Origin of the sequence: Variovorax atrisoli, assembly GCF_014195185.1 — a bacterium.
In the GTDB taxonomy this organism is placed as follows: domain Bacteria; phylum Pseudomonadota; class Gammaproteobacteria; order Burkholderiales; family Burkholderiaceae_C; genus Variovorax; species Variovorax atrisoli.
Window position 1 is genome coordinate 109,762 of the sequence record NZ_JACIBG010000001.1, and the last position, 26,800, is coordinate 136,561.

The window sequence follows — 26,800 nt, forward strand, 5'->3', positions numbered from 1 at the left end:
CGTCAACCGTTTTTTGCTGAAAAATGAGGACGTCAGGGACATAAAAAAGGTTTGGATACATGAGTGACGCGATTGGCGGCAAAGAAGAAGTAAGTGCGCTCGCCAGAGGACTGGCTCTCCTGAGAGTCATCGGCATGGCCTCGGCACCGATAGGCAATCGCGAACTGGCAGACACCACGGGCATCCCCAAGGCCACGGTGTCGAGACTCACCGCAACCCTGGTGAGTGCGGGGTATTTGCGACAGTCACAGGACAGCGAGCGCTTCAGCCTCGGTCCTGCGCTGCTCGACATGAGCAGCCGCTACCTTCGCCATTTCGACCTGCGTACCGTGGCGCGACCGCATCTGGCGGCGCTTTCGGAGGCGGCGGGCGTGAGCGTGCACCTCGGCGTGCGCGACGAGCTCGACATGCTCGTCATCGATTCGCTGCGGCCGCGCTCCGTGGTCATCAGCTCCCGCATCGAGGTGGGCACGCGCATGACTATCGCCACCTCGGCTGGCGGCCGCGCCTATCTGGCGGCACTGCCCCCGGCCGAGCAGGCCGAACTGCTGGCGCAGATTCGCGTCGAGAGCGGAGAGAACTGGGAGGCCATCGAGTCGAGCCTGATGGCTGGCCTGGACGAGTACGCCCGCCTCGGCTACTGCGGCTCCTTCGGCGAATGGAACCCCCACATCCACGCCATCGGCTTCGCACTGGAGGGCCCGCGCGGCGAACGTTATTCGGTCAGCTGCGGCGGCCCCGCCTACCTGCTGCCCAAGGACACCATGGTGACCCGCATAGCCCCGCTCCTGCTCGAAACCGCCCAGCACCTGGCCAACGAAACCGGCACGCTCAACATAGATTGACCCGATCCGAGCCCAGCGGACTTGTTTCGAATCATGAATAGAGGGGAAGCGAAGCGATCCCCAAATTCGCGGGATACGGCGGAACCGGCTTTGCCGGGCCGCCGGTATCGCCCCCGTGAGGGGGTGGCGAAGCGACACGAAGTGCGCGAAGCCTGGGGGTGGTCGTGATCACCGCGGAACCGGCTTTGCCGGGCCGCCGGTATCGCCCCCGTGAGGGGGCTGGCGAAGCGACACGAAGTGCGCGAAGCCTGGGGGTGGTCGTGATCACCGCGGAACCGGCTTTGCCGGGCCGCCGGTATCGCCCCCGTGAGGGGGCTGGCGAAGCGACACGAAGTGCGCGAAGCCTGGGGGTGGTCGTGATACCGCGGAACCGGCTCTGCCGGGCCGCCGGTATCGCCCCCGTGAGGGGGTGGCGAAGCGACACGAAGTGCGCAAAGCCTGGGGGTGGGCCTAATTCGCCGCTTCCAGCCCGTTCTTGAAGTGTTCGCGCATGCGCGCCATGGCCGCTTGCGCATCGCGCGCCTCGATGGCTGCCATCACGGAGCGGTGCTCGGCCAGCGATTCGCCGATGCGGCCCGCCTTCAGCAGCGAGTTGTGCCGGTTGAGCTTCATCACCTTGCGCAGGTCGGCCACCATCTGGTCGCGCCACTTGTTGTTGGCGATGGCCAGCAGGCGCATGTGGAAGCGCTCGTTCACGGCGAAAAAATGTTCCCTGTCCTCGAGCGAGGCCGCGGCCTCCAGCTCGGCGTGCAGCGCCTTCAGTTCGGCCCGCTGGGCGTCGGTGGCGCGCTCGGCCACCACGCCGGCGGCGTCGCTCTCCAGCAGCGAGAGCAGGTGATAGACGTCGGCCAGGTCCTGTTCCGACACCTCGGTCACGTAGGCGCCGCGGCGTACCTTCATCGTCACCAGGCCTTCGGCGGCCAGCACCTTCAGCGCCTCGCGCAGCGGGGTGCGGCTGATGCCGTATTCCTCGGCCAGCTTGAGTTCGTCGATCCAGCTGCCGGGCTCCAGCTCGCGGCGAAAGATCCGCTGGCGCAGCAGTTCAGCGACCTCTTCGTAGAGGGCGCGGGGGGTGAGGGTGACGGCGGACATGGGCCGGACTGTACTTCAAAAATGGCGTTTGAATTAATAATTATGGATCGGTTAGACTCGCGGCCGGCTTGCAGATCCCTGCAGGCGAATTTGCGAACACCCTGCAAGACACTGCGAACGGCCCCTTCATGAGCAGCAAACCCGAACCCTCCTACAAGCAAGCCGATCTCGAAGCCTGGGCCAAGGCCGCAGCCAAGTCCGCACCCGGCGGCGACCTGAGCGCACTGAACTGGATCACGCCAGACGGCATCACGGTCAAGCCGCTGTACACCGCCGCCGACCTGCAGGGCCTCAAGTACACCGACACGCTTCCCGGCTTCGAGCCCTACCTGCGCGGCCCGCAGGCCACCATGTACTCGGTGCGCCCCTGGACCATCCGCCAGTACGCCGGCTTCTCCACCGCAGAGGAGTCGAACGCCTTCTACCGCAAGGCGCTAGCCGCAGGCGGGCAGGGCGTGAGCGTGGCCTTCGACCTCGCCACCCACCGGGGCTACGACAGCGACCACCCGCGCGTGACCGGCGACGTCGGCAAGGCAGGCGTGGCGATCGACTCGGTCGAGGACATGAAGATCCTGTTCGACCAGATCCCGCTCGACAAGGTGAGCGTGTCCATGACGATGAACGGCGCCGTGCTGCCGGTGCTCGCGGGCTACGTGGTCGCGGCGGAGGAGCAGGGCGTGGCGCAGGACCAGCTCAGCGGAACCATCCAGAACGACATCCTCAAGGAGTTCATGGTCCGCAACACCTACATCTTCCCGCCCGCACCGAGCATGCGGATCATCGGCGACATCATCGAGTACACGGCGCAGAAGATGCCCAAGTTCAACTCGATCTCGATCAGCGGCTACCACATGCAGGAAGCCGGCGCCAACCAGGCGCTCGAACTCGCCTTCACTCTGGCCGACGGCAAGGAATACGTGAAGACCGCGCTGGCCAAGGGCCTCGACGTCGACGGCTTCGCCGGCCGCCTGAGCTTCTTCTGGGCCATCGGCATGAACTTCTATCTCGAAGTCGCCAAGATGCGCGCGGCGCGCCTCTTGTGGTGCCGCATCATGAAGGAGTTCGAGCCCAAGAACCCCAAGAGCCTGATGCTGCGCACCCACTGCCAGACCTCGGGCTGGAGCCTCACCGAGCAGGACCCGTACAACAACGTGGTGCGCACCACCATCGAGGCGATGGCCGCGGTGTTCGGCGGCACGCAGAGCCTGCACACCAATGCTCTCGACGAAGCCATCGCGCTGCCCACCGAGTTCAGCGCCCGCATCGCGCGCAACACGCAGCTCATCATCCAGGAAGAGACCCACATCACCAACGTGATCGACCCCTGGGCCGGCAGCTACATGATGGAGAAGCTCACGCAGGACATGGCCGACGCGGCCTGGGCCATCATCGAGGAAGTCGAGGCCATGGGCGGCATGACCAAGGCGGTCGACAGCGGCTGGGCCAAGCTCAAGATCGAAGCTGCCGCCGCGGAGAAGCAGGCGCGCATCGACTCGGGCAAGGACGTGATCGTCGGCGTCAACAAGTACAAGCTCAAGAATGAAGACCCGGTGGAGATCCTCTCCATCGACAACGTGAAGGTGCGCGAGCAGCAGGTCGCGCGCCTGCAGAAGATCCGTGCCTCGCGCGACGGCGCCAAGGTGCAGGCTGCGCTCGACGCGCTTACCGAGGCCGCCGAGAACAATACCGGCAACCTACTGGCGCTGAGCATCGATGCGGTGCGCCTGCGCGCCACGGTGGGCGAGATCTCCGATGCGCTCGAAAAATCGTTCGGCCGCCACCGTGCCGACACGCAGAAGGTCACCGGCGTCTATGCCGCGGCCTACGACTCCGCCGAGGGCTGGGAAACGCTCAAGACGGAGATCAACGCCTTCGCCGAGGAGCAGGGCCGCCGCCCGCGCGTCATGATCTCCAAGCTTGGCCAGGACGGCCACGACCGTGGCGCCAAGGTGGTGGCCACGGCCTTCGCCGACCTGGGCTTCGACGTGGACATGGGCCCGCTCTTCCAGACGCCGGAAGAATGCGCGCGCCAGGCCATCGAGAACGACGTGCACGCCGTCGGCGTGAGCACGCTCGCGGCCGGCCACAAGACGCTGGTGCCCGCCATCATCGACGAGCTGCGCAAGCAGGGCGCGGACGACATCATCGTGTTCGTCGGCGGCGTCATTCCGCGGCAGGACTACGAGTTCCTGTACGACGCCGGCGTCAAGGGCATCTACGGTCCGGGCACGCCCATTCCCGCCAGCGCCAAGGACGTGCTGGAGCAGATTCGCGCGGCGGTCACGGCCTGAGGCGCGCCGTCGTGAGCGATCTCTTGTCGCGGCTGTCGATGCAGCCGGTGGATTCCAGCGATTTCGAGGCCATGCTGGCCCTGCGCATCGACGCGATGCGCCCGAGCCTGGAGCGCGTCGGCCGCTTCGACATGGCGCGCTCGCGCGAGCGCCTGAGCGCGGGCTTCGTCGTTCCGTACATGCACCACATCGTGCTCGATGGCGACCAGCGCATCGGCTTCGTCACGCTGAAGCCCGAGGACAGCGACGCGCTGCGCCTCGACCATCTCTACCTGCGCACCGGCTTCCAGGGCCTGGGCATCGGCGAATGGGTGCTCGAATGGGCCAAGTCGCAGGCGCGCGAGCAGCGGCTGGACATCAAGCTCACCGCGCTCGTCAAGAGCGACGCCAACCGCTTCTACCTGCGCCACGGCTTCGTGCTCGAAGGCGGCGAGGGCGTCGACCTGCATTACCGCTGGCGCGTGGCGTCGGAGGCTGCGTGCTGAGCGACAAGGCAAAGTCCCTCGAGAACGCGATCGCCGGCACAGAAGGCATGCCGCAGCGGCGCGCCATCGCCAAGGCCATCACGCTGCTCGAATCGACGCGCGGCGACCACCGCGCGCAGGCCGACGAGCTGCTCACGGCGCTGCTGCCGCGCACCGGCAATTCGTTCCGCCTCGGTATCTCGGGCGTGCCGGGCGTCGGCAAGTCGACCTTCATCGAGACGCTGGGCCTGCTGCTGATCGGCGAGGGGCATCGCGTGGCGGTGCTCACCATCGATCCGTCATCGACCGTGTCGGGTGGCTCCATCCTCGGCGACAAGACGCGCATGGAGCGCCTGTCGGTGCACGAGCGCGCCTACATCCGGCCCAGCCCGTCGAGCGGCACACTGGGCGGCGTGGCCGAGAAGACGCGCGAGGCCATGCTGGTGTGCGAGGCCGCCGGCTACGACATCGTGATCGTCGAGACCGTCGGCGTGGGCCAGAGCGAAACCGCGGTGGCCGGCATGACCGACATGTTCGTGCTCATGCAGCTGCCCAACGCGGGCGACGACCTTCAGGCCATCAAGAAGGGCGTGATGGAGCTGGCCGACCTCGTCGTCATCAACAAGGCCGACATCGACAAGGACGCCGCCACCCGCGCGCAGGCGCAGATCACTTCGGCGTTGCGGCTCTTCGGCCACCAGGGCAACCCCGAGCACGCGCATGCCGTGCATGACGCGCACAGCGGCGCCGAAGTGCGCTTCTGGCTGCCCAGGGTGCTGCAGCTCAGCGCGCTGGCCAACACCGGCGTCGACGCCTTCTGGGACGCCGTCACGCAGTTCAGGCAACTGCAGACCGCCAACGGCCGCCTCGCGAAGCGCCGCGAGAAGCAGGCCACCGCGTGGATGTGGGAGCGCATCGACGCCGGCCTCAAGCAGGCATTCAGGCATCACCCCCAGGTGCGCGAGCTGCTGCCGCAGCTCACGCAGCAGGTGGCGCAGGGAACGTTGCCGGCCTCCACGGCCGCGCGCAACCTGCTTGCCGCGGCCGCCGTCGCGGCCGGACCATGAAGAAAAGACACGCAATCCAGGACCACAGCTTCGAAAGCACACCATGCAAGAACTGATCGAACAACTCGAAAAGCGCCGTGCCCAGGCGCGTCTCGGCGGCGGGCAGAAGCGCATCGACGCGCAGCATGCCAAGGGCAAGCTCACGGCGCGCGAGCGCATCGAGCTGCTGCTCGACGACAACACCTTCGAAGAGTGGGACATGTTCGTCGAGCACCGCTCGGTCGACTTCGGCATGGCCGAGCAGAAGGTGCCCGGCGACGGCGTGGTCACCGGCTACGGCATGATCAATGGCCGCCTGGTGTTCGTGTTCAGCCAGGACTTCACCGTCTTCGGCGGCGCGCTCAGCGAGGCGCATGCCGAGAAGATCTGCAAGGTGATGGACCAGGCCATGAAGGTCGGCGCACCGGTCATCGGCCTCAACGACTCGGGCGGCGCGCGCATCCAGGAAGGCGTGGCCTCGCTCGGCGGCTATGCCGACGTGTTCCAGCGCAACGTGATGGCCTCGGGCGTGGTGCCGCAGATCAGCATGATCATGGGCCCCTGCGCCGGCGGTGCCGTGTATTCGCCCGCCATGACTGACTTCATCTTCATGGTGAAGGACTCCAGCTACATGTTCGTCACAGGCCCCGAGGTGGTGAAGACCGTCACGCACGAAAGCGTGACCGCCGAGGAGCTCGGTGGCGCCATCACCCACACCACGCGCAGCGGCGTGGCCGACATGGCCTTCGAGAACGACGTGGAGGCGCTGATGATGCTGCGCCGCCTCTACAACTACCTGCCTTTGAACAACCGCGAGAAGCCGCCGGTACGCCTGGGCAACAACGGCCTGGGCGACCCGGCCGACCGGCTCGACTACTCGCTCGACACGCTCGTGCCCGACAACCCCAACAAGCCCTACGACATCAAGGAGCTGATCCTGAAGGTGGTGGACGACGGCGACTTCTTCGAGCTGCAGCCCGACTACGCGAAGAACATCGTGATCGGCTTCGCCCGCATGGAAGGCCAGACCATCGGCATCGTCGCCAACCAGCCGCTGGTGCTGGCGGGCTGCCTCGACATCAAGAGCAGCATCAAGGCCGCGCGCTTCGTGCGCTTCTGCGATGCCTTCAACATCCCTGTCGTCACCTTCGTCGACGTGCCCGGCTTCATGCCCGGCACCGGCCAGGAGTACGGCGGCATCATCAAGCACGGCGCCAAGCTGCTCTACGCGTACGCGGAATGCACGGTGCCGAAGATCACCGTCATCACCCGCAAGGCCTACGGCGGCGCCTACGACGTGATGGCCTCCAAGCACCTGCGCGGCGACGTCAACCTGGCCTGGCCGCGCGCCGAGATCGCGGTGATGGGCGCCAAGGGCGCGGTGGAGATCATCTTCCGCGAGGACAAGAACGACCCCGAGAAGCTCGCCGCCCGCGAGGCCGAGTACAAGGCCCGCTTCGCCAACCCCTACGTGGCGGGCGCGCGCGGCTACATCGACGACGTGATCCTCCCGCACGAGACGCGCAAGCGCATCTGCCGCTCGCTGGTGATGCTGCGCGAGAAGAAGCTCGAGAACCCGTGGCGCAAGCACGGGAACATTCCGCTCTAAATGGCTCGCCCCCAGTCTTCGCGCACTTCGTGTCGCTTCGCCAACCCCCTACCGGGGGCGACACCGGCGGCCCGGCAAAGCCGGTTCCGCGGTGTTCCCTTGAAAGACATTGGACGTAAATAGCATGTTCAAGAAAATCCTGATTGCCAACCGCGGTGAGATCGCCTGCCGTGTGATTCAGACGGCCAAGAAGATGGGCATCCTCACAGTCGCCGTCTATTCCGACGCCGACAAGGAGGCCCGCCACGTCGAGCTCGCCGACGAGGCCGTGCACATCGGCGCCGCGCCCAGCCGCGAGAGCTACCTGCAGGCCGATCGCATCATCGCGGCCTGCAAGAAGACCGGCGCCGAGGCCGTGCACCCGGGCTATGGCTTCCTGTCGGAGAACGAAGCCTTCGCGCGGCAGGTCGAGGAAGAGGGCATCGCCTTCATCGGGCCCAAGCACTACTCGATCGCGGCCATGGGCGACAAGATCGCCTCCAAGAAGCTCGCGAACGAGGCCAAGGTCAACACCATTCCGGGCTGGAACGACGCCATCGAGACGGCGGAGCGTGCGGTCGAGATCGCCAAGGACATCGGCTACCCGGTGATGATCAAGGCCTCGGCCGGCGGCGGCGGCAAGGGCCTGCGCGTGGCCTTCAACGACAAGGAGGCCTTCGAGGGCTTCACATCCTGCCGCAACGAGGCGCGCAACAGCTTCGGCGACGACCGCGTGTTCATCGAGAAGTTCGTCGAGGAGCCGCGCCACATCGAGATCCAGGTGCTGGGCGACTCGCATGGCAATGTCATCTACCTGAACGAGCGCGAGTGCTCCATCCAGCGCCGCCACCAGAAGGTGATCGAGGAGGCGCCGTCGCCCTTCATCAGCGACGCCACGCGCAAGGCGATGGGCGAGCAGGCCGTGGCGCTGGCCAAGGCGGTGAAGTACCAGAGCGCGGGCACGGTGGAGTTCGTGGTCGGCAAGGACCAGAGCTTCTACTTCCTCGAGATGAACACCCGCCTGCAGGTGGAGCACCCGGTGACGGAGTGCATCACCGGCCTCGACCTGGTCGAATTGATGATCCGCGTGGCCGCCGGCGAGAAGCTGCCGCTGACGCAGGAGCAGGTGAAGCGCGAGGGCTGGGCCATCGAGTGCCGCATCAATGCCGAGGACCCGTTCCGCAATTTCCTGCCTTCCACCGGCCGGCTGGTGAAGTTCCAGCCGCCGGGCGAGACCATGTTCGCGAGCGACACGCAGCACCTGAACGGCGTGCGCGTGGACACCGGCGTGTACGAGGGCGGCGAGATCCCGATGTACTACGACTCGATGATCGCCAAGCTCATCGTGCACGGAAAGGACCGCCAGCATGCGATCGCCCGCATGCGCGAGGCGCTCAACGGCTTCGTGATCCGCGGCATCAGCAGCAACATCCCGTTCCAGGCGGCACTGCTGGCGCATCCGAAGTTCGTCTCGGGCGACTTCAACACCGGCTTCATCGCCGAGCACTACGGCAAGGGCTTCCACGCCGAGGACGTGCCGCACGCTGATCCCTCGTTCCTGGTCGCGCTGGCGGCCTACGTGCATCGCCGCTACCGCGCGCGGGCGTCGGGCATCAGCGGGCAGCTCGAAGGGCACGGCGTGAAGGTGGGCGAGCAGTTCGTGGTGGTCGAGCTGGGGCCCGAAGGCAAGCACGTGCATCACCCGGTCTCGGTGACCGACTTCCACGGCAAGACCGGCGCGAGCTCGGTGACCGTGGCCGGCAAGACCTACAAGATCGACAGCAACTCCACCCTGGGTGCGATCCGCGTGCAGGGCATCGCCAACGACAAGCCCTTCACGGCGCAGGTGGAGCGCGGCGCGGGCAAGAGCCCGCTGGCGCTGCGCGTGTCGCACGACGGCACGCAGATCGAGGCGATGGTGCTGTCGCCGCTGGGCGCGCGGCTGCTCGAGCTCATGCCGTACAAGGCGCCGCCGGACCTCAGCAAGTTCCTGATGTCGCCGATGCCGGGGCTGCTGGTGGAGGTGTCGGTGCAGCCGGGGCAGCAGGTGCGCGCCGGCGAGAAGCTGGCCGTCATCGAAGCCATGAAGATGGAGAACGTGCTCTTCGCTGCGCAGGACGGCGTGGTGGGCAAGATTTCGGCGAACAAGGGCGAATCGCTCGCCGTCGATCAGATCATTCTGGAGTTCAACTGATGGGTGCCAACGACTTCCAACAAGCAGTCACGCTCCACCGGCCCGCGAAGATCGCGACGCCGCAAGGTCCGTGGTCCGTCGAGGCGATCCAGGCGCTGCTCGACAAGCCGCTGATGGAATTGCTGTTCGAGGCGCAGACCGTGCACCGCCAGCATTTCCCCGAAGGCGACATCGAGCTGGCCACGCTGCTGTCGGTGAAGACCGGCGGCTGCCCCGAGAACTGCGGCTACTGCCCGCAGTCGGCCGAGTTCGACACCGGCGTGAAGGCGCAGAAGCTCATGGAGGTCGAAGAGGTGGTCCGCGCCGCGCAGGCGGCCAAGGACGCCGGTGCCACGCGCTTCTGCATGGGCGCCGCATGGCGCGCACCGAAGGACCGCGACGTCGAGAAGGTCGCCGTGCTCGTCGAGGCCGTCAAAGGCCTCGGCATGCAGACCTGCGCCACGCTGGGCATGCTGGAGCCGCACCACGCGCACCAGCTCAAGGCCGCCGGCCTCGACTACTACAACCACAACCTCGACACCGCGCCCGAGTACTACACCGACGTGGTCGACACGCGTACCTACCAGGACCGTCTCGACACGCTGGCCAACGTGCGCAGCGCCGGCATCAGCGTGTGCTGCGGCGGCATCGTCGGCATGGGCGAGCAGCCGGTGCACCGCGCAGGGCTGATCGCGCAGCTGGCCAACCTGAATCCGTACCCGGAATCGGTCCCCATCAACAGCCTGGTGCGCGTGCCCGGCACGCCGCTGGCCGACTCGGAGCCGGTCGATCCCTTCGACTTCGTGCGCATGATCGCCGTCGCGCGCATCACGATGCCGACCGCGCGCGTGCGTCTGTCCGCCGGCCGCCAGCAGATGGGCGATGCGGTGCAGGCGCTGTGCTTCATGGCGGGTGCCAATTCGATCTTCTACGGCGACAAGCTGCTCGTCACCGGCAACCCCGACGTCGAGGCCGACACGGTGCTGCTGCGCAAGCTCGGCCTGAATGCGCGCCAGGTGCAGGAGCAGGCGGAAGGGTGCGCAGCATGACCGCCGTCACCAAGCGTCCCTTCAAGGTGCTGGGCATCCAGCAGATCGCTATCGGAGGGCCGGACAAGCTGCGGCTGCAGAAGCTGTGGGTCGACATGCTGGGGCTCGAGGTCACCGGCACCTTCAAGAGCGAGCGCGAGAACGTCGACGAGGACATCTGCGCGATGGGCGCGGGCCCGTTCAAGGTCGAGGTCGACCTGATGCAGCCGCTGGACCCCGAGAAGAAACCCGCCGTCCACACGACGCCGCTGAACCACGTGGGCCTGTGGATCGACGACCTGCCCAGGGCTGTCGAATGGCTCACTGCGCAGGGCGTGCGCTTCGCGCCGGGCGGCATCCGGAAGGGTGCGGCGGGCTTCGACATCTGCTTCCTGCACCCGAAGGCGAACGACGAGTTCCCGATCGCGGGCGAGGGCGTGCTCATCGAGATGGTGCAGGCGCCGCCCGAGGTGGTGGCGGCCTTCGGCGCGCTGGCCGCTACGCGTTGACGATCTTCCTGATGGGCGGCTTCACGTCCGAACTGCGCGGCGGCAGCATCGGCTGGTGCTCGCGCGCCGGGTTCAGGATGATCGAGGTCGCCGTCTCGGTCAGTATGCAGAACTTGGTGACCACCGCGTCGAGGTGGCTCACGTCGATCACCGCGATCTCGAGGATCCAGCTGTCCTCGCCGGTCACGTTGTAGGCATTGACGCATTCGGGCGTCTCCTGCACTAGCTTCACGACCAGGTCGTAGTCGGCACGGCCGACGCGGATGATGGCGCGGATGCCGTAGCCCAGCTTGCCGAGGTTGACGGTGGCGCGGTAGCCGCTGATGACGCCGGCGGCCTCCAGCTTCTTCACGCGCTCGGTCACGGCCGGCTGGCTCAGGTGCACGCGACGGCCCAGTTCGGCCATGGTCAGGCGCGCGTCGGCCTGCAGTTCGGCCAGGATGCGGGTGTCGTGGGCGTCCAGGGCGGGGTTCAAGGCGAAGTCCATGCAACTCCTTCAAATCGACGGTGGGAAGAGCGCAGAACCATGAAACATGCATGGCTGCGCCGGGTCGGCTTTCATACCATGACCGACGCCCCGAGACCAACCCGACATCGGGCGCCAGGACCCAAGACAAGAAGAGACACCTCGATGCCGACCCTCGCTTCTCCCGCACACGCCTCGCCCGGCGCCGCCCGGCCAGGGCTGCCGCCGCTGCTGTGGCTCTGCCTCGCCGCCACGTGGCTGGTGTGGGGCTCGACGTACCTCGCGATCAAGTACGCGCTGATCAGCTTCCCGCCTTTCCTGCAGATGGGCTCGCGCTTCCTGTTCGCGGGCGTGCTGCTCGCGGCCTGGATGCGCTGGCGCGGGGCGCCGTGGCCGTCGCTCGCGCAGTGGCGCAACGCCCTGATCGTCGGCGCGCTGATGCTGGGCGGCGGCATGGGCGGAACGGCCTACGCCGAGGTGTCGATCGGCTCGGGGCTGGTGGTGGCGTTCATCGCGGTGATTCCGCTGCTGATCGCGCTGCTCAACCTGATCTGGGGCGTGAAACCGTCGAAGCTGGAAGCAGCCGGCATCGCGCTCGGCCTCGTCGGCGTGCTGATGCTCACGCAGGGCAGCGGTTTCCGCGCGTCGCCCGAGGGGCTGGTGGCGATCTGCATCGCCACCGCCTGCTGGTCGCTGGGCAGCGTGCTGAGCCAGCGCAGCCGGCCGCTCGCGCCCGGCGCGATGGGCTTCGCGAGCGAGATGCTCTGCGGTGGCGTGGTGCTGATGGGGCTGGCGGCCGTCTCGGGTGAGACCATGAGCTGGCCGCCTCGGCCCGAGGCGCTCGCCGCCTGGGTCTACCTGGTGGTGTTCGGCTCGCTGATCGCCTTCAATGCCTACATGGTGCTGCTGGCGCGTGCGCCGGCCGGCCTGGCCGCGAGCTACACCTTCGTCAACCCGGTGATCGCGATGCTGCTGGGCGTGTGGATCGCCAACGAGGCCGTCACGCGCTTCGAGTGGTACGCCGTGGCCGTGGTGCTGGCCGGCGTGCTGCTGATGCTCTTCAAGCGCAGAGGTTGAACCGGGATTGCCAGGAACACCGCGGAACCGGCTTTGCCAGGCCGCAGGTGTTGCCCCCGGAAGGGGCTGGCGCAGCGGCACGAAGTGCGCGAAGCCTGGGGGAGAACTTGTTACGAGCCGGGGCGGCGCCACACGGCCAGCGTGGCGGCCAGCAGCCACATGCCGGCCGCGCAGCCGCGGTTCATCAGCCGGATGCCGCGCTGCGAGAGGAACCGCACGGCCTGCGTGCCGGCGCCCGCGTAGGCCAGCATCACGCAGGTGTCGAGCGAGACGAACACCGCGCCCAGCAGCAGGTACTGCGGGCCCTGCGGCTTCGTGATGTCGACGAACTGCGGCAGGAAGGCCGCGAAGAACAGCACCGTCTTCGGGTTCGACAGCGCCACCGCGAGGCTGCGCAGGAGGGCGATGCGCCCGTGCGGCCGCGCTTCGAGCGGCGACCTGGCCACCGCGGTGCGCAGGTCGGTCGCCTCGCTGCGCCAGAGCTTGATGCCCAGCCAAACCAGATAGGCCACGCCGGCCACGCGGATGGCATTGAAGAGCCATTCGGAGGCCGCCAGCAGCGACCCCAGCCCGAGCGCCACGACCGCGATCAGCGTGCTGCTGCCCAGCGACGCTCCCGCGATGCCCCAGCTCGCGCGGCGCATGCCGCCTTCGATGCCGTTGGACAGCGCCAGCAGCATCGTCGGCCCGGGAATCAGGGCCAGCGCCAGCGAGGCGACGACGTAGATCAGCAGGGTGTCGAGCGTCATGCTTTGCCAGCGGGAGGGCGTCGCTGCAGGGAGGTGGCGCGGGCGCGCGCCAGGGCGGCCTCGACGATGGAGCGCTTGCGGGCGTCGGCGTCCTGGGGGGCTTCGGCTTCGGGGGCTGTTTCGGCAAGGCGGGCGTCGGTGTTGCGGTGCCTGCCGTGCACCTCGTAGCGGGCGCGCGCGCTGTCGGCTTGCTCGGCCGACCAGGCCTGCCAGCCGCTGCGGCCCGGCGTTTCGACCTCGAGCGAGATGCAATCGACGGGGCAGACCGGAATGCACAGCTCGCAGCCCGTGCAATGGGCTTCGATCACCGTGTGCATGCGCTTGTTGATGCCCACGATGGCGTCGGTGGGGCATGCGTCGAGGCACAGCGTGCAGCCGATGCACCAGGCCTCGTCGATCACGGCCATGGCGCGCGGACCTTCGATGCCGAACTGGGGATCGAGGGGCAGGGCTGGGCGGCCGGTGATGCGGGAGAGCCGCTCTATGCCTTCGGCGCCGCCCGGCGGGCACTGGTTGATGCCGGCCTCGCCGTCGGCCACGGCCTGCGCGTAGCCTGCGCAATCCGGGTAGCCGCAACGTGTGCACTGCGTCTGAGGCAGTGCGTCGTTGATGCGTGCGGCGAGCCCGTTCACCTGGCTGTTGTCGTCGATGCGCGGCCGCCTCAGGAGGCGGCGCGCTTCTTCGCCGCCACGGTGGCGGTCTTCTTCGCCGGCGCCTTCTTGGCAGCGACCGAAGCGGGAATCCTGCGCCCGGGCTTGACGGTGTCTTCGGCGCCCAGGCCGCCGCGGCTGCTGGCGCGGCTTTGCGGCTGGTCATTGGCGGCGATGAACTTCAGCATCTTGGGGTAGACCAGTTCGCGCCAGCGGCGGCCGCTGAAGATGCCGTAGTGGCCGGCGCCCTTGACCTCGTAGTGCTCGCGTTTGTCGTTCGCGATGCCGGTGCACAGGCTGTGCGCGGCCTCGGTCTGGCCCGAGCCCGAGATGTCGTCGAGCTCCCCTTCGACGGTGAGCAGGGCGGTCGAGCGGATGTCCTGCGGGCGCACGCGCTCCAGCTGGCCCTTGGGGTTGCGCACATCCCACGTGCCGTTGACCAGGTCGAACTCCTGGAACACCGTGCGGATGGTCTCGAGGTAGTAATCGGCGTCCATGTCGAGCACGGCGTTGTACTCGTCGTAGAACTTGCGGTGGGCCTCGGCGCTGGCGTCGTCGCCCTTGATCAGGTTCTTGAAGTAGTCGTAGTGACTGCTGGCGTGGCGGTCGGGGTTCATCGCCACGAAGCCGGTGTGCTGCAGGAAGCCCGGATACACCCTGCGGCCCTCGCCAGGGAAGCCTTGCGGCACGCGGTAGATCACGTTGTTCTCGAACCACTCGAAGCTCTTGTTCATCGCGAGGTTGTTCACCGCGGTGGGCGACTTTCGAGCGTCGATGGGGCCGCCCATCATCGTCATGGTGAGCGGCAGGGCCTCGCCGCGGCTGGCCATGAGCGAGACGGCCGCGAGCACCGGCACGGTCGGCTGGCACACGCTCACCACGTGGCAGTTGCCGTATTCGGCCTGCAGGCGGCGGATGAATTCCTGCACGTAGTTGACGTAGTCGTCGAGGTGGAACTCGCCTTCGGCGAGCGGCACCATGCGTGCGTTCTTCCAGTCGGTGATGTAGACCTTGTGATCCTGCAGCATGGTGCGCACGGTGTCGCGCAGCAGCGTGGCGTAGTGGCCCGACAGGGGCGCCACGATCAGCACCACGGGCTGGCTCTTGAGCGTCTTGAGGGTGTGCGGATCGTCCGTGAAGCGCTTGAAGCGGCGCAGCTCGCAGAAGGGCTTGTCGAACTCGACGACCTCCTGGATCACCACTTCCGCGCCATCGACCTTGACCGACTTGATGTTGAACTCGGGCTTCTCATAGTCCTTGCCCAGGCGGTAGAGCAGGTCGTAGCTCGCGGCCATGCGCTGGGAGATTGGAAGCTGGCCCCACACGGCACCAGGGCTGTAGAGCTTGGAGGCCGCCTGTGCGAAGTCCGCAAACGGCTCCATCAGGGAACGCTGGGCTTCGTAGAGTTGATAGAGCATCGGAGGTCTTGGAGTGGAATGTTGCGGCGCAATATATCAGCGCATCCGCTGCGTTGCAGGAGGCCTAACCCCTACATTCACTCGCCGCCGGGGCTCTTCCGGGAAAGAGTGTGAAGGAATCGTCGCCCGTGGCGGATTCCCTCACACATTGCTGTCACCTAGATGACTTTGGCGATCGAAGCGCAGACGTGCTCGATGTTCTTGCTGTTGAGCGCGGCCACGCACATGCGGCCGGTGTCGGTGCCGTACACGCCGAACTCGCTGCGCAGGCGCACCATCTGGTCCTTGGTGAGGCCCGAGTAGCTGAACATGCCGATCTGGGTGGTGATGAAGCTCATGTCTTCCTTCACGCCGGCGGCCTTCAGGCCGTCGACCAGCGCCTGGCGCATGGCCTTGATGCGCACGCGCATCTCGCCCAGTTCCTTCTCCCAGAGGGCGCGCAGTTCGGGGTTGCCGAGCACCGCGGCCACCACGGCGCCGCCGTGCGTGGGCGGGTTGCTGTAGTTGGTGCGGATGGCGATCTTGAGCTGCGACAGCACGCGGGCGGCTTCTTCCTTGTTCTCGCACAGCACCGACAGGGCGCCGACGCGCTCGCCGTAGAGGCTGAAGCTCTTGGAGAACGAGGTCGAGACGAAGAAGGTCAGGCCGGCAGCCACGAACTTGGCGACGGCCGCGCCGTCTTCCTTCAGGCCGTAGCCGAAGCCCTGGTAGGCCATGTCGAGGAACGGCACCAGGCCCTTGGCCTTGACGGCGGCGACCACCTGGTCCCACTGGGCCGGGGTGATGTCGTAGCCGGTCGGGTTGTGGCAGCAGGCGTGCAGCACGACGATGGTGCCGGCGGGAGCTGCGTTGAGCGCGGCCAGCATGCCGTCGAAGTTGATGCCGCGCTTGGCGGCGTCGTAGTAGGGGTAGCTCTCGACTTCGAAGCCGGCGTTGGTGAAGAGCGCGCGGTGGTTTTCCCAGCTCGGGTCGCTGATCAGCACCTTGGCGTTGGGGTTGAGCTTCTTCAGGAAGTCGGCGCCGACCTTCAGGCCGCCCGTGCCGCCGATGGCCTGGATGGTGGCGACGCGGCCGGAGGTGACGGGTTCGCTGTCGGCACCGAAGACCAGAGCCTTGACGGCGTTGTCGTAGGCGGCGATGCCGTCGATGGGAAGGTAGCCGCGCGCGGTGGGCGCTTTCATCATGTTCTGCTCGGCCGCCTGCACGCACTGCAGCAGGGGCAGCTTGCCGTTGTCGTCGTAGTAGACGCCGACGCCGAGATTGACCTTGTTGGGGTTGGTGTCGGCTGCGAATTGTTCGTTGAGGCCGAGGATCGGGTCGCGCGGTGCCATTTCGACCGCGGTGAACATAGACATGGAAAGGTCCTTTGGGATGAAAGCTGCGCTGCAACCGGATGAGGCTTTATGCTTTCCGGTTGCCTTGAATTTTACCGGCGCGAGCGCCACCTGTCGGGAACAGCCATGCCAGAGAACAACGAAGCCATAGCAGACCTGAAGAAACTCGACCCGATCGGGCCGGCGAAACAGGGCGAATTCGTCAAATTTCCCGGCTCGCCCTTCGAGCTCTACCAGCCCTATCCGCCTGCCGGCGATCAGCCCGCGGCCATCGAGGGGCTGGTGGAGGGCGTGAAGGACGGCGAGTCGTTCCAGACCCTGCTGGGCGTGACCGGCTCGGGCAAGACCTTCACCATGGCCAACGTGATCGCCCGCATGGGCCGTCCCGCCATCGTGTTCGCGCCCAACAAGACACTGGCGGCGCAGCTGTACAGCGAGTTCCGCGAGTTCTTCCCCAAGAACGCCGTGGAGTACTTCGTCAGCTACTACGACTACTACCAGCCCGAGGCCTACGTGCCCCAGCGCGACCTGTTCATCGAGAAGGACTCGTCGATCAACGAGCACATCGAGCAGATGCGCCTGTCGGCCACCAAGAGCGTGCTGGAGCGGCGCGACACGGTCATCGTGGCCACGGTGAGCGCGATCTACGGCATCGGTACCCCCGAGGACTACATGGAGATGCGGCTGATTGCCCGCGTCGGCGACAAGGTCGGCCAGCGCGACCTCATCTCGCAGCTGATCCGCATGCAGTATACGCGCAACGAGCAGGACTTTGCGCGCGGCACGTTCCGGGTGCGCGGCGACACCATCGACGTGTTTCCGGCCGAGCACAGCGAGCTGGCGATCCGATTCGAGCTGTTCGACGACGAGATCGAGTCGCTGCAGCTCTTCGACCCGCTGACCGGGCGCATCCGGCAGAAGGTGCCGCGCTTCACCGTGTACCCGTCGAGCCACTACGTGACGCCGCGCGACAAGGTGCTGGCGGCGGTGGAGACCATCAAGATCGAACTGGCCGAGCGGCTCAAGGAACTGGTCGGCGCCGGCAAGCTGGTGGAGGCGCAGCGGCTGGAGCAGCGCACGCGCTTCGACCTGGAGATGCTGTCGGAAATCGGTCACTGCAAGGGCATCGAGAACTACACGCGGCACCTTTCGGGCGCCGCCCCGGGCGACCCGCCGCCCACGCTGACCGACTATCTGCCGAAGGACGCCCTGATGTTCCTCGACGAGAGCCACCAGATGGTCGGCCAGCTCGGCGGCATGTACAACGGCGACCGCGCGCGAAAGCTCACGCTGGTCGAGTACGGCTTCCGCCTGCCGAGCGCCCTGGACAACCGGCCGCTCAAGCTGGAGGAGTTCGAGGCCCGCGTACGGCAGTGCATCTTCGTGTCGGCCACGCCGGCGCAGTACGAGAAGGACCATGCCGGCAACGTGGTCGAGCAGCTGGTGCGGCCCACCGGCCTGATCGACCCCGAGGTGGAGGTGCGTCCCGCCACCCACCAGGTCGACGACGTGCTGGGCGAGATCCGCACGCGCGTCGAGAAGAACGAGCGGGTGCTGATCACCACGCTGACCAAGCGCATGGCCGAGCAGTTGACCGACTACCTGGGCGACAACGGCGTGAAGGTGCGCTACCTGCACAGCGACGTCGATACGGTGGAGCGGGTGGAGATCCTGCGCGACCTGCGGCTGGGCACATTCGACGTGCTGGTGGGCATCAACCTGCTGCGCGAGGGGCTGGACATTCCGGAGGTGTCGCTGGTGGCGATCCTCGATGCCGACAAGGAAGGCTTCCTGCGCGCGGAGCGCTCGCTGATCCAGACCATCGGCCGCGCCGCGCGGAACCTGAACGGCAAGGCGATCCTGTACGCCGACAGGATGACCGACTCGATGAAGAAGGCCATCGACGAAACCGAACGCCGCCGCGCCCGCCAGATTGCGTACAACGAGGCCAACGGCATCACGCCGCGCAGCATCGTCAAGCAGGTGCGCGACCTGATCGACGGCGTCTACAGCGAAAAGAGCGGCAAGGAGGCCGCCAAGCTCGACCTGGAACGCGCCAAGGTCGAGGACATGAGCGAGAAGGACATCTCCCGGGAGATCAAGCGGCTCGAAAAGCAGATGCTGGAGCACGCCCGCAATCTCGAGTTCGAGAAGGCGGCCCGCGTCCGTGACCAGCTGGCCCTGCTGCGGGAGCAGGCTTTCGGGGCTTCCGGCGGCGACAACATCGTCAGCATCGGGAAGTAGCGCGAACGTCTTCAAGCCCGGATCGGGCCGCGCTGGGGTTTACCCGAGCAGACCTCGGGGCCTTCTGTTATACTTGAGCGAAATACTCAACAACAACCAGAAGAACTTCGCGATGAAGGACCGACTCCTACCGACTGGTTCACCAGCGTCAGGGGCCGGGCAGGGCGGAGACGAAGTCACCGCGGTCCTGGACCAAGGTGTCGTTTCAACGGTAAGCACTTGAAGGAGCTTGCGATGCGTCTCACTACCAAAGGCCGTTTTGCGGTCACAGCCATGATCGATCTGGCGTTGCGTCAGAACACCGGTCCGGTCACGCTGGCCGCGATCAGCCAGCGGCAGCAGATCTCGTTGTCGTACCTCGAACAGCTGTTCGGCAAGCTGCGCCGCCACGAGCTGGTCGAGTCGACCCGTGGCCCCGGCGGCGGCTACAGTCTCGGCCGCAAGGCCGCGGACATCACCGTGGCCGACATCATCGTCTCCGTCGACGAACCTATCGACGCCACCCAGTGCGGCGGCAAGGAAAACTGCCTCGGCGAAGCCGGCCGTTGCATGACCCACGAGCTCTGGGCCTCGCTGAACCAGCGCATGGTCGAGTTCCTCGATTCCGTCACGCTGCAGAAGCTGGTCGACGACCAGATCGCCAAGGGCGTGCAGATCGAGAACAAGCCGGTCGTCAAGCGCGCGATCTCCGCGCAGCCGGTGGTCAAGCCGATTCGCGTGAACGCGCCGAATTCGGTGTTCGCGCTCGGGAACGCTTTCGCCAAGTCCTGATAGCGCCGAGTCAGAGTCCCGGCGGCGCCTTCGGGCGCCAGCCTGAGCAGCCCAGATCAAAGAACAACCCCCACGCCAGCACGAGCCAGCCATGGACGTAACTCCTCATTTCCCGATCTATCTCGATTACGGCGCGACCACGCCGGTCGACCCTCGTGTGGTCGACGCCATGATTCCCTGGTTGCGCGAGCACTTCGGCAACCCGGCGTCGCGCAGCCACGCATGGGGCTGGGAGGCTGAAGAGGCGGTCGAGAAGGCGCGCGGCCAGGTGGCGGAGCTCATCAACGCCGACCCGCGCGAGATCGTCTGGACCTCGGGCGCCACGGAGTCGATCAACCTCGCCCTCAAGGGCGCGGCCAATTTCTACAAGGGCAAGGGCAAGCACCTCATCACCCTGAAGACCGAGCACAAGGCAGTGCTCGACACCATGCGCGAACTGGAGCGCCAGGGCTTCGAGGTCACCTACCTCGACGTCGAGGAAAACGGGCTCGTCGACCTGGAGAAGTTCAAGGCGGCGATCCGTCCCGACACCATCCTGGTCAGCGTGCTCTTCGTGAACAACGAAATCGGCGTGATCCAGGATGTGGTCTCCATCGGCAACATCTGCCGCGAGAAGGGCATCGTCTTCCACGTCGACGCTGCCCAGGCCACCGGCAAGATCGACATCGACGTCACGAAGCTGCCCATCGACCTGATGAGCCTGGCTTCGCACAAGACTTACGGCCCCAAGGGCATCGGCGCGCTGTTCGTGCGACGCAAGCCGCGCGTGCGCCTGGAAGCGCAGATGCACGGTGGTGGCCATGAGCGCGGCATGCGCTCGGGCACGCTGCCCACGCACCAGATCGTCGGCATGGGCGAGGCCTACCGCATCGCCAAGCTGGAGATGCACAAGGACATCGAACACGCGCGCCGCCTGCAGAAGCGCCTGCTCGACGGCCTGAAGGACATCGAGCAGGTGTTCATCAACGGCGACCTCGAGCACCGCGTGCCGCACAACCTGAACATGAGCTTCAACTACGTCGAGGGCGAGTCGCTGATCATGGGCATCAAGGGCCTGGCGGTGTCGTCGGGTTCGGCCTGCACCTCGGCCAGCCTCGAGCCCAGCTACGTGCTGCGCGCCCTGGGCCGCAGCGACGAGCTGGCCCACAGCAGCCTGCGCATGACCATCGGCCGCTTCACGACCGAAGAAGAAATCGACTACGCCATTTCGACCATCAAGCACAACGTTGCCAAGCTGCGCGAGCTGAGCCCCCTGTGGGAGATGTTCCAGGACGGCGTCGACATCAGCACGATCCAGTGGTCGGCCCACTGACCCGGGAAACGACAGGTCAGGCCCGCACCTGGCACCACGATTGAACAAAGTTTGAGAGGTACACCATGGCATATTCTTCCAAGGTCATCGACCACTACGAGAACCCGCGCAACGTCGGCTCCTTCGAAAAGGGCGACGACTCCGTCGGCACCGGCATGGTCGGCGCACCGGCCTGCGGCGACGTGATGAAGCTGCAGATCAAGGTCAACCCCGAAACCGGCGTGATCGAAGACGCACGCTTCAAGACCTACGGCTGCGGCTCGGCCATCGCCTCGTCGTCGCTCGTGACCGAATGGGTCAAGGGCAAGACGCTCGACGAAGCGGCTGCGCTCAAGAACGCGCAGATCGCCGAGGAGCTGGCACTGCCGCCGGTGAAGATCCACTGCTCCATCCTGGCGGAAGACGCCATCAAGGCAGCGGTGAACGACTACAAGGCCAAGCACGGCGCGAAGACCGAAACCGGTGCCGCTGCCGAAGCTGTCCACTGACATGGCCGTCACGCTGACAGAAGCCGCTGCCCGACACGTCACCCGCTACCTCGGCAAGAGGGGCAAGGGGGTGGGTGTGCGGCTGGGCGTGAAAACCACGGGTTGCTCGGGCCTGGCCTACAAGCTCGAGTACGTGGACGAACTGGCGCCGGAAGACGTGGTCTTCGAAGACCACGGCGTGAAGGTGCTCGTCGATCCGAAGAGCCTTGCCTATATCGACGGTACGCAGCTCGACTTCGTGCGCGAGGGCCTGAACGAGGGCTTCAAGTTCAACAACCCCAACGAACGCGACCGCTGCGGCTGCGGGGAAAGCTTCCGCATCTGAGCTGATGCGCCGTCGCTGACTGCGACCACGGCCGCCAACACGTCATGTGCTGGCGGTTTTTTCTTGCCATGAACCTGAACGACACCGACTTTCAACTGTTCGCCGTCCCGGCGACCTTCGCGCAGGAACGCGAGGTGCTCGACGCGCGCTGGAAGGAACTGCAGCGCGAGGCCCACCCGGACCGCTTCGCCGCGCAGGGCGCTGCGGCGCAGCGCGTGGCCATGCAGTGGTCGGTGCGCATCAACGAGGCCTACCAGCGGCTGAAGGACCCGATCCGGCGCGCCAGCTACATCTGCGAGCTGAACGGCGCGCCGCTCGACGCCGAGAACAACACGGCGATGCCGCCCGAGTTCCTGATGCAGCAGATGGAGTGGCGCGAGTCGCTCGACGAGGTGGCTGACATCGCTTCGCTCGAACGGCTCCATGCGGAGGTGGAGGCCGGCCGCACGAAGGCGCTGTCGTCGCTCGACTGGCTCATCGACGAGAAGGGCGATTACCCTGCCGCAGCCAAGCAGGTGAGAGCCCTCATGTTCATTGAGCGCTTCGCACAGGACGTCGAAGCCAAGTTCGATCAGTTGGGACAATAGACGCATGGCTCTTCTCCAGATTTCAGAACCCGGCCAGGCGCCCGATCCGCATCAGCGCCGCATCGCGGTCGGCATCGACCTGGGCACCACGCACTCGCTGGTCGCCTCGGTGCGCAACGGCGTGGCCGAATGCCTGCCCGACGACCAGGGACGCCTGCTGCTGCCTTCGGCGGTGCGCTACCTCGAAGGCGATCGCCGCCAGATCGGGTACGAAGCGCTGGCTGCGCGCGCGCAGGACCCGGCCAACACCATCACCTCTGTGAAGCGCCTGATGGGCCGCGGCCTGGCCGACATCGCGAACCGTGAGTCGATGTCGTACCGCATCGGCAGCGGCGACGGCGGCATGGTCAAGGTGCAGACGCTCGCGGGCGAGAAGTCGCCGGTCGAGATCAGTGCCGAGATCCTTGCCACGCTGCGCTTCCGCGCGGAAGACACCTTCGACGACGAGCTCTACGGCGCCGTCATCACCGTGCCGGCGTACTTCGACGAAGGCCAGCGCCAGGCGACCAAGGACGCCGCGCAGCTCGCCGGCCTCAACGTGCTGCGCCTGATCAGCGAGCCGACGGCCGCGGCCATCGCCTACGGCCTGGACAACGCGAGCGAAGGCGTCTACGCGGTGTACGATCTGGGCGGCGGCACCTTCGACATCTCGATCCTGCGTCTCACGCAGGGCGTGTTCGAGGTGATCGCCACCGGCGGCGACTCGGCCCTCGGCGGCGACGACTACGACCATGCGCTGACGGATTTCGTGCTTGCGCAGACGGGCGTGCAAGCCGCCAGCGACGCCGACAAGGCCGCGCTGCTCGTGGCCGCCCGTGCCGCGAAAGAGGCGCTGACCGATTCGGAGACGGTCGTGTTCAAGGCCGAAGTCGCAGGCAAGACGGTTTCGCTCGACGTCACGCGCGAGCAGTTCTACTCGGTCACCCAATCGCTCACCGATCGCACCATTGCTGCCGTGCGAAAGGCGCTGCGCGACGCGAAGCTCAAGGCGGAAGAACTGAAGGGCATCGTTCTGGTCGGCGGCTCCACGCGCATGCCGCAGGTTCGCCGCGCGGTGGCCGATTTCTTCGGCCGCGAGCCGCTGGTGAACCTGAACCCTGATGAAGTCGTGGCGCTCGGCGCCGCCATCCAGGCCAACCAGCTCGCCGGCAACAACGGTGCGGGCGAACTGCTGCTGCTCGACGTGATCCCGCTGTCGCTCGGCATCGAGACCATGGGCGGGCTCGTCGAGCGCATCGTGCCGCGCAACCAGACCATCCCGACCGCGATGGCGCAGGACTTCACCACCTACCAGGACGGCCAGACCGCACTGTCGCTGCACGTGGTGCAGGGCGAGCGCGACCTCGTGGCCGACTGCCGAAGCCTCGCGCGCTTCACGCTGCGCGGCATTCCGCCGATGGCCGCCGGTGCGGCGCGCATCCGCGTGACCTTCACGGTCGACGCTGACGGCCTGCTGAGCGTGAGCGCGAAGGAGCAGACCAGCGGCGTCGAGGCCAGCGTGGCGGTCAAGCCCTCGTACGGCCTGTCGGACGACCAGATCGCGACCATGCTGCAGGAGAGCTTCTCCACTGCGCAGCAGGACATGCAGGCCCGCGCACTGGTCGAGGCGCGCGTCGATGCCGATCGCATGCTGCTGGCCACGCAGAGCGCGCTCGATGCCGATGGCGACCTGCTGAGCGACGAGGAGCGCGCGGCCATCGACGCATCGATGGCCCAGTTGCGCGAAGCCGCCAAGGGCGGCAGCGAGGCCGCCGCCATCGAGGCAGCGACCAAGAAGCTGGCCGACGACACGGAAGCCTTCGCCGCACAGCGCATGAACGCGGGCATCGCGCGCGCGCTTGCCGGGCGCAAGGTCGAATCTCTCTAGAACAACGACATGCCCACGATCAAGATCTACCCGCATCCCGAGTACTGCCCCGAAGGCGCAGAAATCACCGCGCCCGCCGGCACCTCGATCTGCGAGGCGCTGCTCGACAACCACATCGACATCGAGCACGCCTGCGAGATGAGCTGCGCCTGCACCACCTGCCACGTGATCGTGCGCGAGGGCTTCAACTCGCTGAACGAGGCGGAAGAGGGCGAGGAAGACCTGCTCGACCGCGCCTGGGGCCTGGAGCCGCAGTCGCGCCTGAGTTGCCAGGCGATCCTTGCGCAGGAGAATGTGACGATCGAGATCCCGAAGTACTCGATCAACCACGCCAAGGAAAACCACTGATGAGCAGGGAGAGCACATGAGTCGCCAGATCGTCCTCGACACCGAAACCACCGGCCTTTCCGCCGAGAACGGCGATCGCATCATCGAGCTCGGCTGCGTGGAGCTGTTCAACCGAAAGCTCACCGGCAACGACCTGCACATCTATTTCAACCCGGAGCGCGAGAGCCACGAGGACGCGCTCAAGGTCCACGGCCTGACGACCGACTTCCTGCGCGACAAGCCGAAGTTCGGCACGCTGGCCAACGACATCGTCGAGTACCTGCGCGACGCCGAGATCATCATCCACAACGCGGCGTTCGACGTCGGCTTCCTCAACAAAGAGTTCGAGCGCGTGGGCCTGCCGCCGCTGCGCACCTTCGTCAGCGAAGTGACCGACACGCTGGCGATGGCCAAGCAGGTGTACCCGGGCAAGCGCAATTCGCTCGACGCGCTGTGCGACCGCTTCGGCGTCGACCGCTCCAACCGCACCTTCCACGGCGCCAAGCTCGACGCCCAGCTGCTGGCGGACGTCTACATCAACCTCACGCGCGGACAGGATGCGCTGCTCATCGACGTGGCGGCCGCGGAGCCCGTGCAGGGGACGACCGTCGTTGCCGTCGACCTGAGCCAGTTCGAACTGCCGGTGATCATGGCGGCCGAGCACGAGCTGACCGCGCACGAGGCCGTGCTGGCCCAGCTCGACAAATCCAGCGGTGGCCGAACGCTGTTTCGCGAAAACATCGCAGTTTCTTGAAAGCAGCTGAAAAGCTATGGCATAATCTGAGGCTTCGCAGAACGCGATACGTTTTCTAGGCACTGAGGCAAAAAGCAGCGGTGCCAAGGGCGGTTAGCTCAGGGGTAGAGCACAGCATTCACACTGCTGGGGTCGGAGGTTCGAAGCCTCCACCGCCCACCAAATCAAAAAGCGACCTGGATTTCCAGGTCGCTTTTTTGTTTTGTGCGCCCAGCGCGTTGCGAGCTGTTCTCCGTGCCGCGTCTGGCTACTTCGTGTCGCCGAGCAGATCGCCGCAGTCGTCGCACGCGAAGTACATCTTCTGCTCGCCGCATTGCACCGAGCCCGTCGCGCCCGCTCGGATCTGCCAGTCGCACGACTTGCCGTGGCGCAGCAGCGTGCCTTCTGCATAGCAGGGCGCCAGTTCGTAGTTGTCATGCAGCGTCTTGTAGTCGACCTCACGGGCTTTCGAGAAGAACTCCCGCGCTTGCCCGTGGTTGCGCGGCACGTCCGAGCTGCGGCAGGTGGCCGGCGAGTCCGAGTGGAAGTCGGCGACGTAGATATTGCTGAACGCGGGGTCGCGCGTCGTCGCGCAGGATGCGAGGAGCATCGTGCCCACCGCGAGCCCCAGGGCACGGAGTCTCACTTCCATATCGCCGAGCTCGCTTCGCCAGGGTTCTTGTAGGACACCGTCGGGTGCCTGTAGACAGCCTCCGGCTTGAGGTTGAACTGCGCGTACAGCACGTCGATGAGCCATTGAAGCGAAGTGTTCTGCGCCGCGGTCACGGCCTCGTAGTTTCTGTCGTCGATGTGCATGCCGACCAGCTCGATGCCGATCGAATCGCCGTTCACCGGATAGCGGTCCGGGTAGGGCTTCGCGCGCTCGTGCGCGTCGATCGCGTTGATCTGGCTGACCCAAGACATCGCCAGCATCCTGGCCATGGCCCCGTGTCGCAGGTGCTCCTGTCGATGGTCAGGCACTTCGACTTGATGAGCTTGCCGACGTGGTAGCAGCGCGCGATGACGCTCGCCGTCTGGTAGATCTGGCCGTTCTTGTCGATGAGAAAGTGGGCGCCGTTGCCGCCCACCTGGAAGCCGTTGAGGCTGGATTCGGCAGTGGGCGAATCGGTCTGGTGGACCACGATGGCGGCCACGCCGGAGAGGGTGCCGTGTTCGATTCCTGGCGATCTTCGGAGGATCACCTTGGGGTCGATCAGCATCCCGTTTGCATCGATGGTGGACATTTTTCTCCCTGAAGAAAATGACGCGATGGCCGGTGCGATGACGCTTGTCTGCCGAAGGCGCCAGCAGCGCGAGGCAGTACAACACATCCGCAGTCGATGCCCAAGTCGCAGGAAGTAGTAACGCTGCCCTCGAGCGACGCTGCGGCAGCCCAGTCATGACCATGACATGAAG

27 protein-coding genes and 1 tRNA gene are annotated in these 26,800 nt (G+C 66.3%); 19 read left to right on the forward strand and 9 right to left on the reverse strand.

Annotated elements, in window-relative coordinates; all coding sequences use genetic code 11:
• Positions 1–59: 59 nt before the first annotated feature.
• Entirely contained in the window at positions 60–845 is a 786-nt protein-coding gene (locus FHY06_RS00520; RefSeq protein ID WP_019653181.1) for an IclR family transcriptional regulator, read from the forward strand.
• 450 nt (positions 846–1,295) lie between these two features.
• On the opposite strand, the gene FHY06_RS00525 is transcribed toward FHY06_RS00520, so the two are convergent.
• Positions 1,296–1,937 carry a GntR family transcriptional regulator gene (locus tag FHY06_RS00525; RefSeq protein ID WP_184602815.1) on the reverse strand — a complete coding sequence of 214 codons (642 nt, stop codon included), beginning with the start codon at positions 1,935–1,937 and terminating at the stop codon, positions 1,296–1,298.
• A gap of 128 nt (positions 1,938–2,065) precedes the next feature.
• On the opposite strand from FHY06_RS00525, the gene scpA reads away from it, so the two are divergent.
• The 7 genes from scpA to FHY06_RS00560 all read left to right on the forward strand — a co-directional run bounded on the left by scpA (position 2,066) and on the right by FHY06_RS00560 (position 11,036).
• Positions 2,066–4,228 (forward strand): methylmalonyl-CoA mutase, encoded by a 2,163-nt coding sequence (scpA, locus tag FHY06_RS00530; RefSeq protein ID WP_132799647.1) that lies wholly within the window; start codon positions 2,066–2,068, stop codon positions 4,226–4,228.
• An 11-nt stretch (positions 4,229–4,239) separates the two neighbouring features.
• The gene (locus tag FHY06_RS00535; protein WP_184602817.1) at positions 4,240–4,713 is read left to right on the forward strand and encodes a GNAT family N-acetyltransferase; all 474 of its coding nucleotides are present in this window, start codon (positions 4,240–4,242) and stop codon (positions 4,711–4,713) included.
• Positions 4,714–4,760: 47 nt separating this feature from the next.
• Positions 4,761–5,759, forward strand: a complete 999-nt coding sequence (gene meaB / locus FHY06_RS00540; protein WP_184604060.1) for a methylmalonyl Co-A mutase-associated GTPase MeaB — start codon at positions 4,761–4,763, stop codon at positions 5,757–5,759.
• Between the two features lie 43 nt (positions 5,760–5,802).
• Positions 5,803–7,347, forward strand: coding sequence for an acyl-CoA carboxylase subunit beta (locus FHY06_RS00545; RefSeq protein ID WP_019653176.1), 1,545 nt, complete (start codon positions 5,803–5,805; stop codon positions 7,345–7,347).
• A gap of 124 nt (positions 7,348–7,471) precedes the next feature.
• Entirely contained in the window at positions 7,472–9,520 is a 2,049-nt protein-coding gene (accC, locus tag FHY06_RS00550; protein WP_184602819.1) for an acetyl-CoA carboxylase biotin carboxylase subunit, read from the forward strand.
• Positions 9,520–10,548, forward strand: coding sequence for a biotin synthase BioB (bioB, locus tag FHY06_RS00555; protein ID WP_132750751.1), 1,029 nt, complete (start codon positions 9,520–9,522; stop codon positions 10,546–10,548). Before accC ends, bioB begins: the two co-directional genes overlap by 1 nt.
• Positions 10,545–11,036 (forward strand): VOC family protein, encoded by a 492-nt coding sequence (locus FHY06_RS00560; protein WP_184602820.1) that lies wholly within the window; start codon positions 10,545–10,547, stop codon positions 11,034–11,036. Before bioB ends, FHY06_RS00560 begins: the two co-directional genes overlap by 4 nt.
• Here FHY06_RS00560 and FHY06_RS00565 read toward each other — a convergent pair.
• Positions 11,026–11,523 carry an Lrp/AsnC family transcriptional regulator gene (locus FHY06_RS00565; protein WP_126184362.1) on the reverse strand — a complete coding sequence of 166 codons (498 nt, stop codon included), beginning with the start codon at positions 11,521–11,523 and terminating at the stop codon, positions 11,026–11,028. The genes FHY06_RS00560 and FHY06_RS00565 overlap by 11 nt on opposite strands.
• A 144-nt stretch (positions 11,524–11,667) precedes the next feature.
• On the opposite strand from FHY06_RS00565, the gene yedA reads away from it, so the two are divergent.
• A complete protein-coding gene (yedA, locus tag FHY06_RS00570; RefSeq protein ID WP_184602822.1) occupies positions 11,668–12,579 on the forward strand; it encodes a drug/metabolite exporter YedA in 912 nt (303 codons plus the stop codon).
• A gap of 110 nt (positions 12,580–12,689) precedes the next feature.
• Here the strand turns inward: yedA and FHY06_RS00575 are convergent, their stop codons facing one another.
• The 4 genes from FHY06_RS00575 to FHY06_RS00590 form a co-directional block, all read right to left on the reverse strand.
• Entirely contained in the window at positions 12,690–13,328 is a 639-nt protein-coding gene (locus FHY06_RS00575; protein ID WP_184602824.1) for a LysE family translocator, read from the reverse strand.
• Entirely contained in the window at positions 13,325–13,960 is a 636-nt protein-coding gene (locus FHY06_RS00580; protein WP_132750754.1) for an RnfABCDGE type electron transport complex subunit B, read from the reverse strand. The genes FHY06_RS00575 and FHY06_RS00580 overlap by 4 nt, the downstream gene beginning before the upstream one ends.
• 29 nt (positions 13,961–13,989) lie before the next feature.
• Positions 13,990–15,396: a polyhydroxyalkanoate depolymerase gene (locus tag FHY06_RS00585; protein WP_126184359.1), complete on the reverse strand. Its 1,407-nt coding sequence runs from the start codon at positions 15,394–15,396 to the stop codon at positions 13,990–13,992.
• Positions 15,397–15,554: 158 nt separating this feature from the next.
• Positions 15,555–16,751, reverse strand: coding sequence for an amino acid aminotransferase (locus tag FHY06_RS00590; protein WP_126184358.1), 1,197 nt, complete (start codon positions 16,749–16,751; stop codon positions 15,555–15,557).
• A gap of 105 nt (positions 16,752–16,856) precedes the next feature.
• On the opposite strand from FHY06_RS00590, the gene uvrB reads away from it, so the two are divergent.
• The 10 genes from uvrB to FHY06_RS00640 all read left to right on the forward strand — a co-directional run bounded on the left by uvrB (position 16,857) and on the right by FHY06_RS00640 (position 25,567).
• Complete coding sequence (uvrB, locus tag FHY06_RS00595; RefSeq protein ID WP_126184357.1) at positions 16,857–18,974, forward strand: excinuclease ABC subunit UvrB; 2,118 nt, start codon at positions 16,857–16,859, stop codon at positions 18,972–18,974.
• Positions 18,975–19,208: 234 nt separating this feature from the next.
• On the forward strand, positions 19,209–19,745 hold the full coding sequence (iscR, locus tag FHY06_RS00600; protein WP_007828186.1) for a Fe-S cluster assembly transcriptional regulator IscR: 537 nt from the start codon (positions 19,209–19,211) through the stop codon (positions 19,743–19,745).
• Positions 19,746–19,836: 91 nt separating this feature from the next.
• Positions 19,837–21,057, forward strand: a complete 1,221-nt coding sequence (locus FHY06_RS00605) for an IscS subfamily cysteine desulfurase (RefSeq protein ID WP_126184356.1) — start codon at positions 19,837–19,839, stop codon at positions 21,055–21,057.
• Between the two features lie 65 nt (positions 21,058–21,122).
• Positions 21,123–21,545, forward strand: a complete 423-nt coding sequence (iscU, locus tag FHY06_RS00610; protein ID WP_019653163.1) for a Fe-S cluster assembly scaffold IscU — start codon at positions 21,123–21,125, stop codon at positions 21,543–21,545.
• A gap of 1 nt (position 21,546) precedes the next feature.
• Entirely contained in the window at positions 21,547–21,870 is a 324-nt protein-coding gene (gene iscA / locus FHY06_RS00615; protein WP_026346233.1) for an iron-sulfur cluster assembly protein IscA, read from the forward strand.
• Between the two features lie 68 nt (positions 21,871–21,938).
• Positions 21,939–22,457: a Fe-S protein assembly co-chaperone HscB gene (hscB, locus tag FHY06_RS00620; RefSeq protein ID WP_184602826.1), complete on the forward strand. Its 519-nt coding sequence runs from the start codon at positions 21,939–21,941 to the stop codon at positions 22,455–22,457.
• Between the two features lie 4 nt (positions 22,458–22,461).
• Positions 22,462–24,324, forward strand: a complete 1,863-nt coding sequence (hscA, locus tag FHY06_RS00625) for a Fe-S protein assembly chaperone HscA (protein ID WP_184602828.1) — start codon at positions 22,462–22,464, stop codon at positions 24,322–24,324.
• A gap of 9 nt (positions 24,325–24,333) precedes the next feature.
• Positions 24,334–24,672: an ISC system 2Fe-2S type ferredoxin gene (gene fdx, locus FHY06_RS00630; protein WP_019653159.1), complete on the forward strand. Its 339-nt coding sequence runs from the start codon at positions 24,334–24,336 to the stop codon at positions 24,670–24,672.
• 16 nt (positions 24,673–24,688) lie between these two features.
• On the forward strand, positions 24,689–25,405 hold the full coding sequence (gene dnaQ, locus FHY06_RS00635) for a DNA polymerase III subunit epsilon (protein WP_019653158.1): 717 nt from the start codon (positions 24,689–24,691) through the stop codon (positions 25,403–25,405).
• Between the two features lie 87 nt (positions 25,406–25,492).
• Positions 25,493–25,567 (forward strand) — tRNA-Val (locus FHY06_RS00640).
• Positions 25,568–25,652: 85 nt separating this feature from the next.
• On the opposite strand, the gene FHY06_RS00645 is transcribed toward FHY06_RS00640, so the two are convergent.
• Genes FHY06_RS00645 through FHY06_RS34790 form a run of 3 tightly spaced genes read right to left on the reverse strand, consistent with a single transcriptional unit; the run spans position 25,653 to position 26,715 of the window.
• Complete coding sequence (locus FHY06_RS00645; RefSeq protein WP_184602830.1) at positions 25,653–26,036, reverse strand: hypothetical protein; 384 nt, start codon at positions 26,034–26,036, stop codon at positions 25,653–25,655.
• On the reverse strand, positions 26,027–26,308 hold the full coding sequence (locus tag FHY06_RS34785; RefSeq protein ID WP_260309376.1) for a peptidoglycan recognition protein family protein: 282 nt from the start codon (positions 26,306–26,308) through the stop codon (positions 26,027–26,029). The genes FHY06_RS00645 and FHY06_RS34785 overlap by 10 nt, the downstream gene beginning before the upstream one ends.
• Positions 26,233–26,715 carry an N-acetylmuramoyl-L-alanine amidase gene (locus FHY06_RS34790; protein WP_311733660.1) on the reverse strand — a complete coding sequence of 161 codons (483 nt, stop codon included), beginning with the start codon at positions 26,713–26,715 and terminating at the stop codon, positions 26,233–26,235. Before FHY06_RS34790 ends, FHY06_RS34785 begins: the two co-directional genes overlap by 76 nt.
• Between the last annotated feature and the right edge of the window lie 85 nt (positions 26,716–26,800).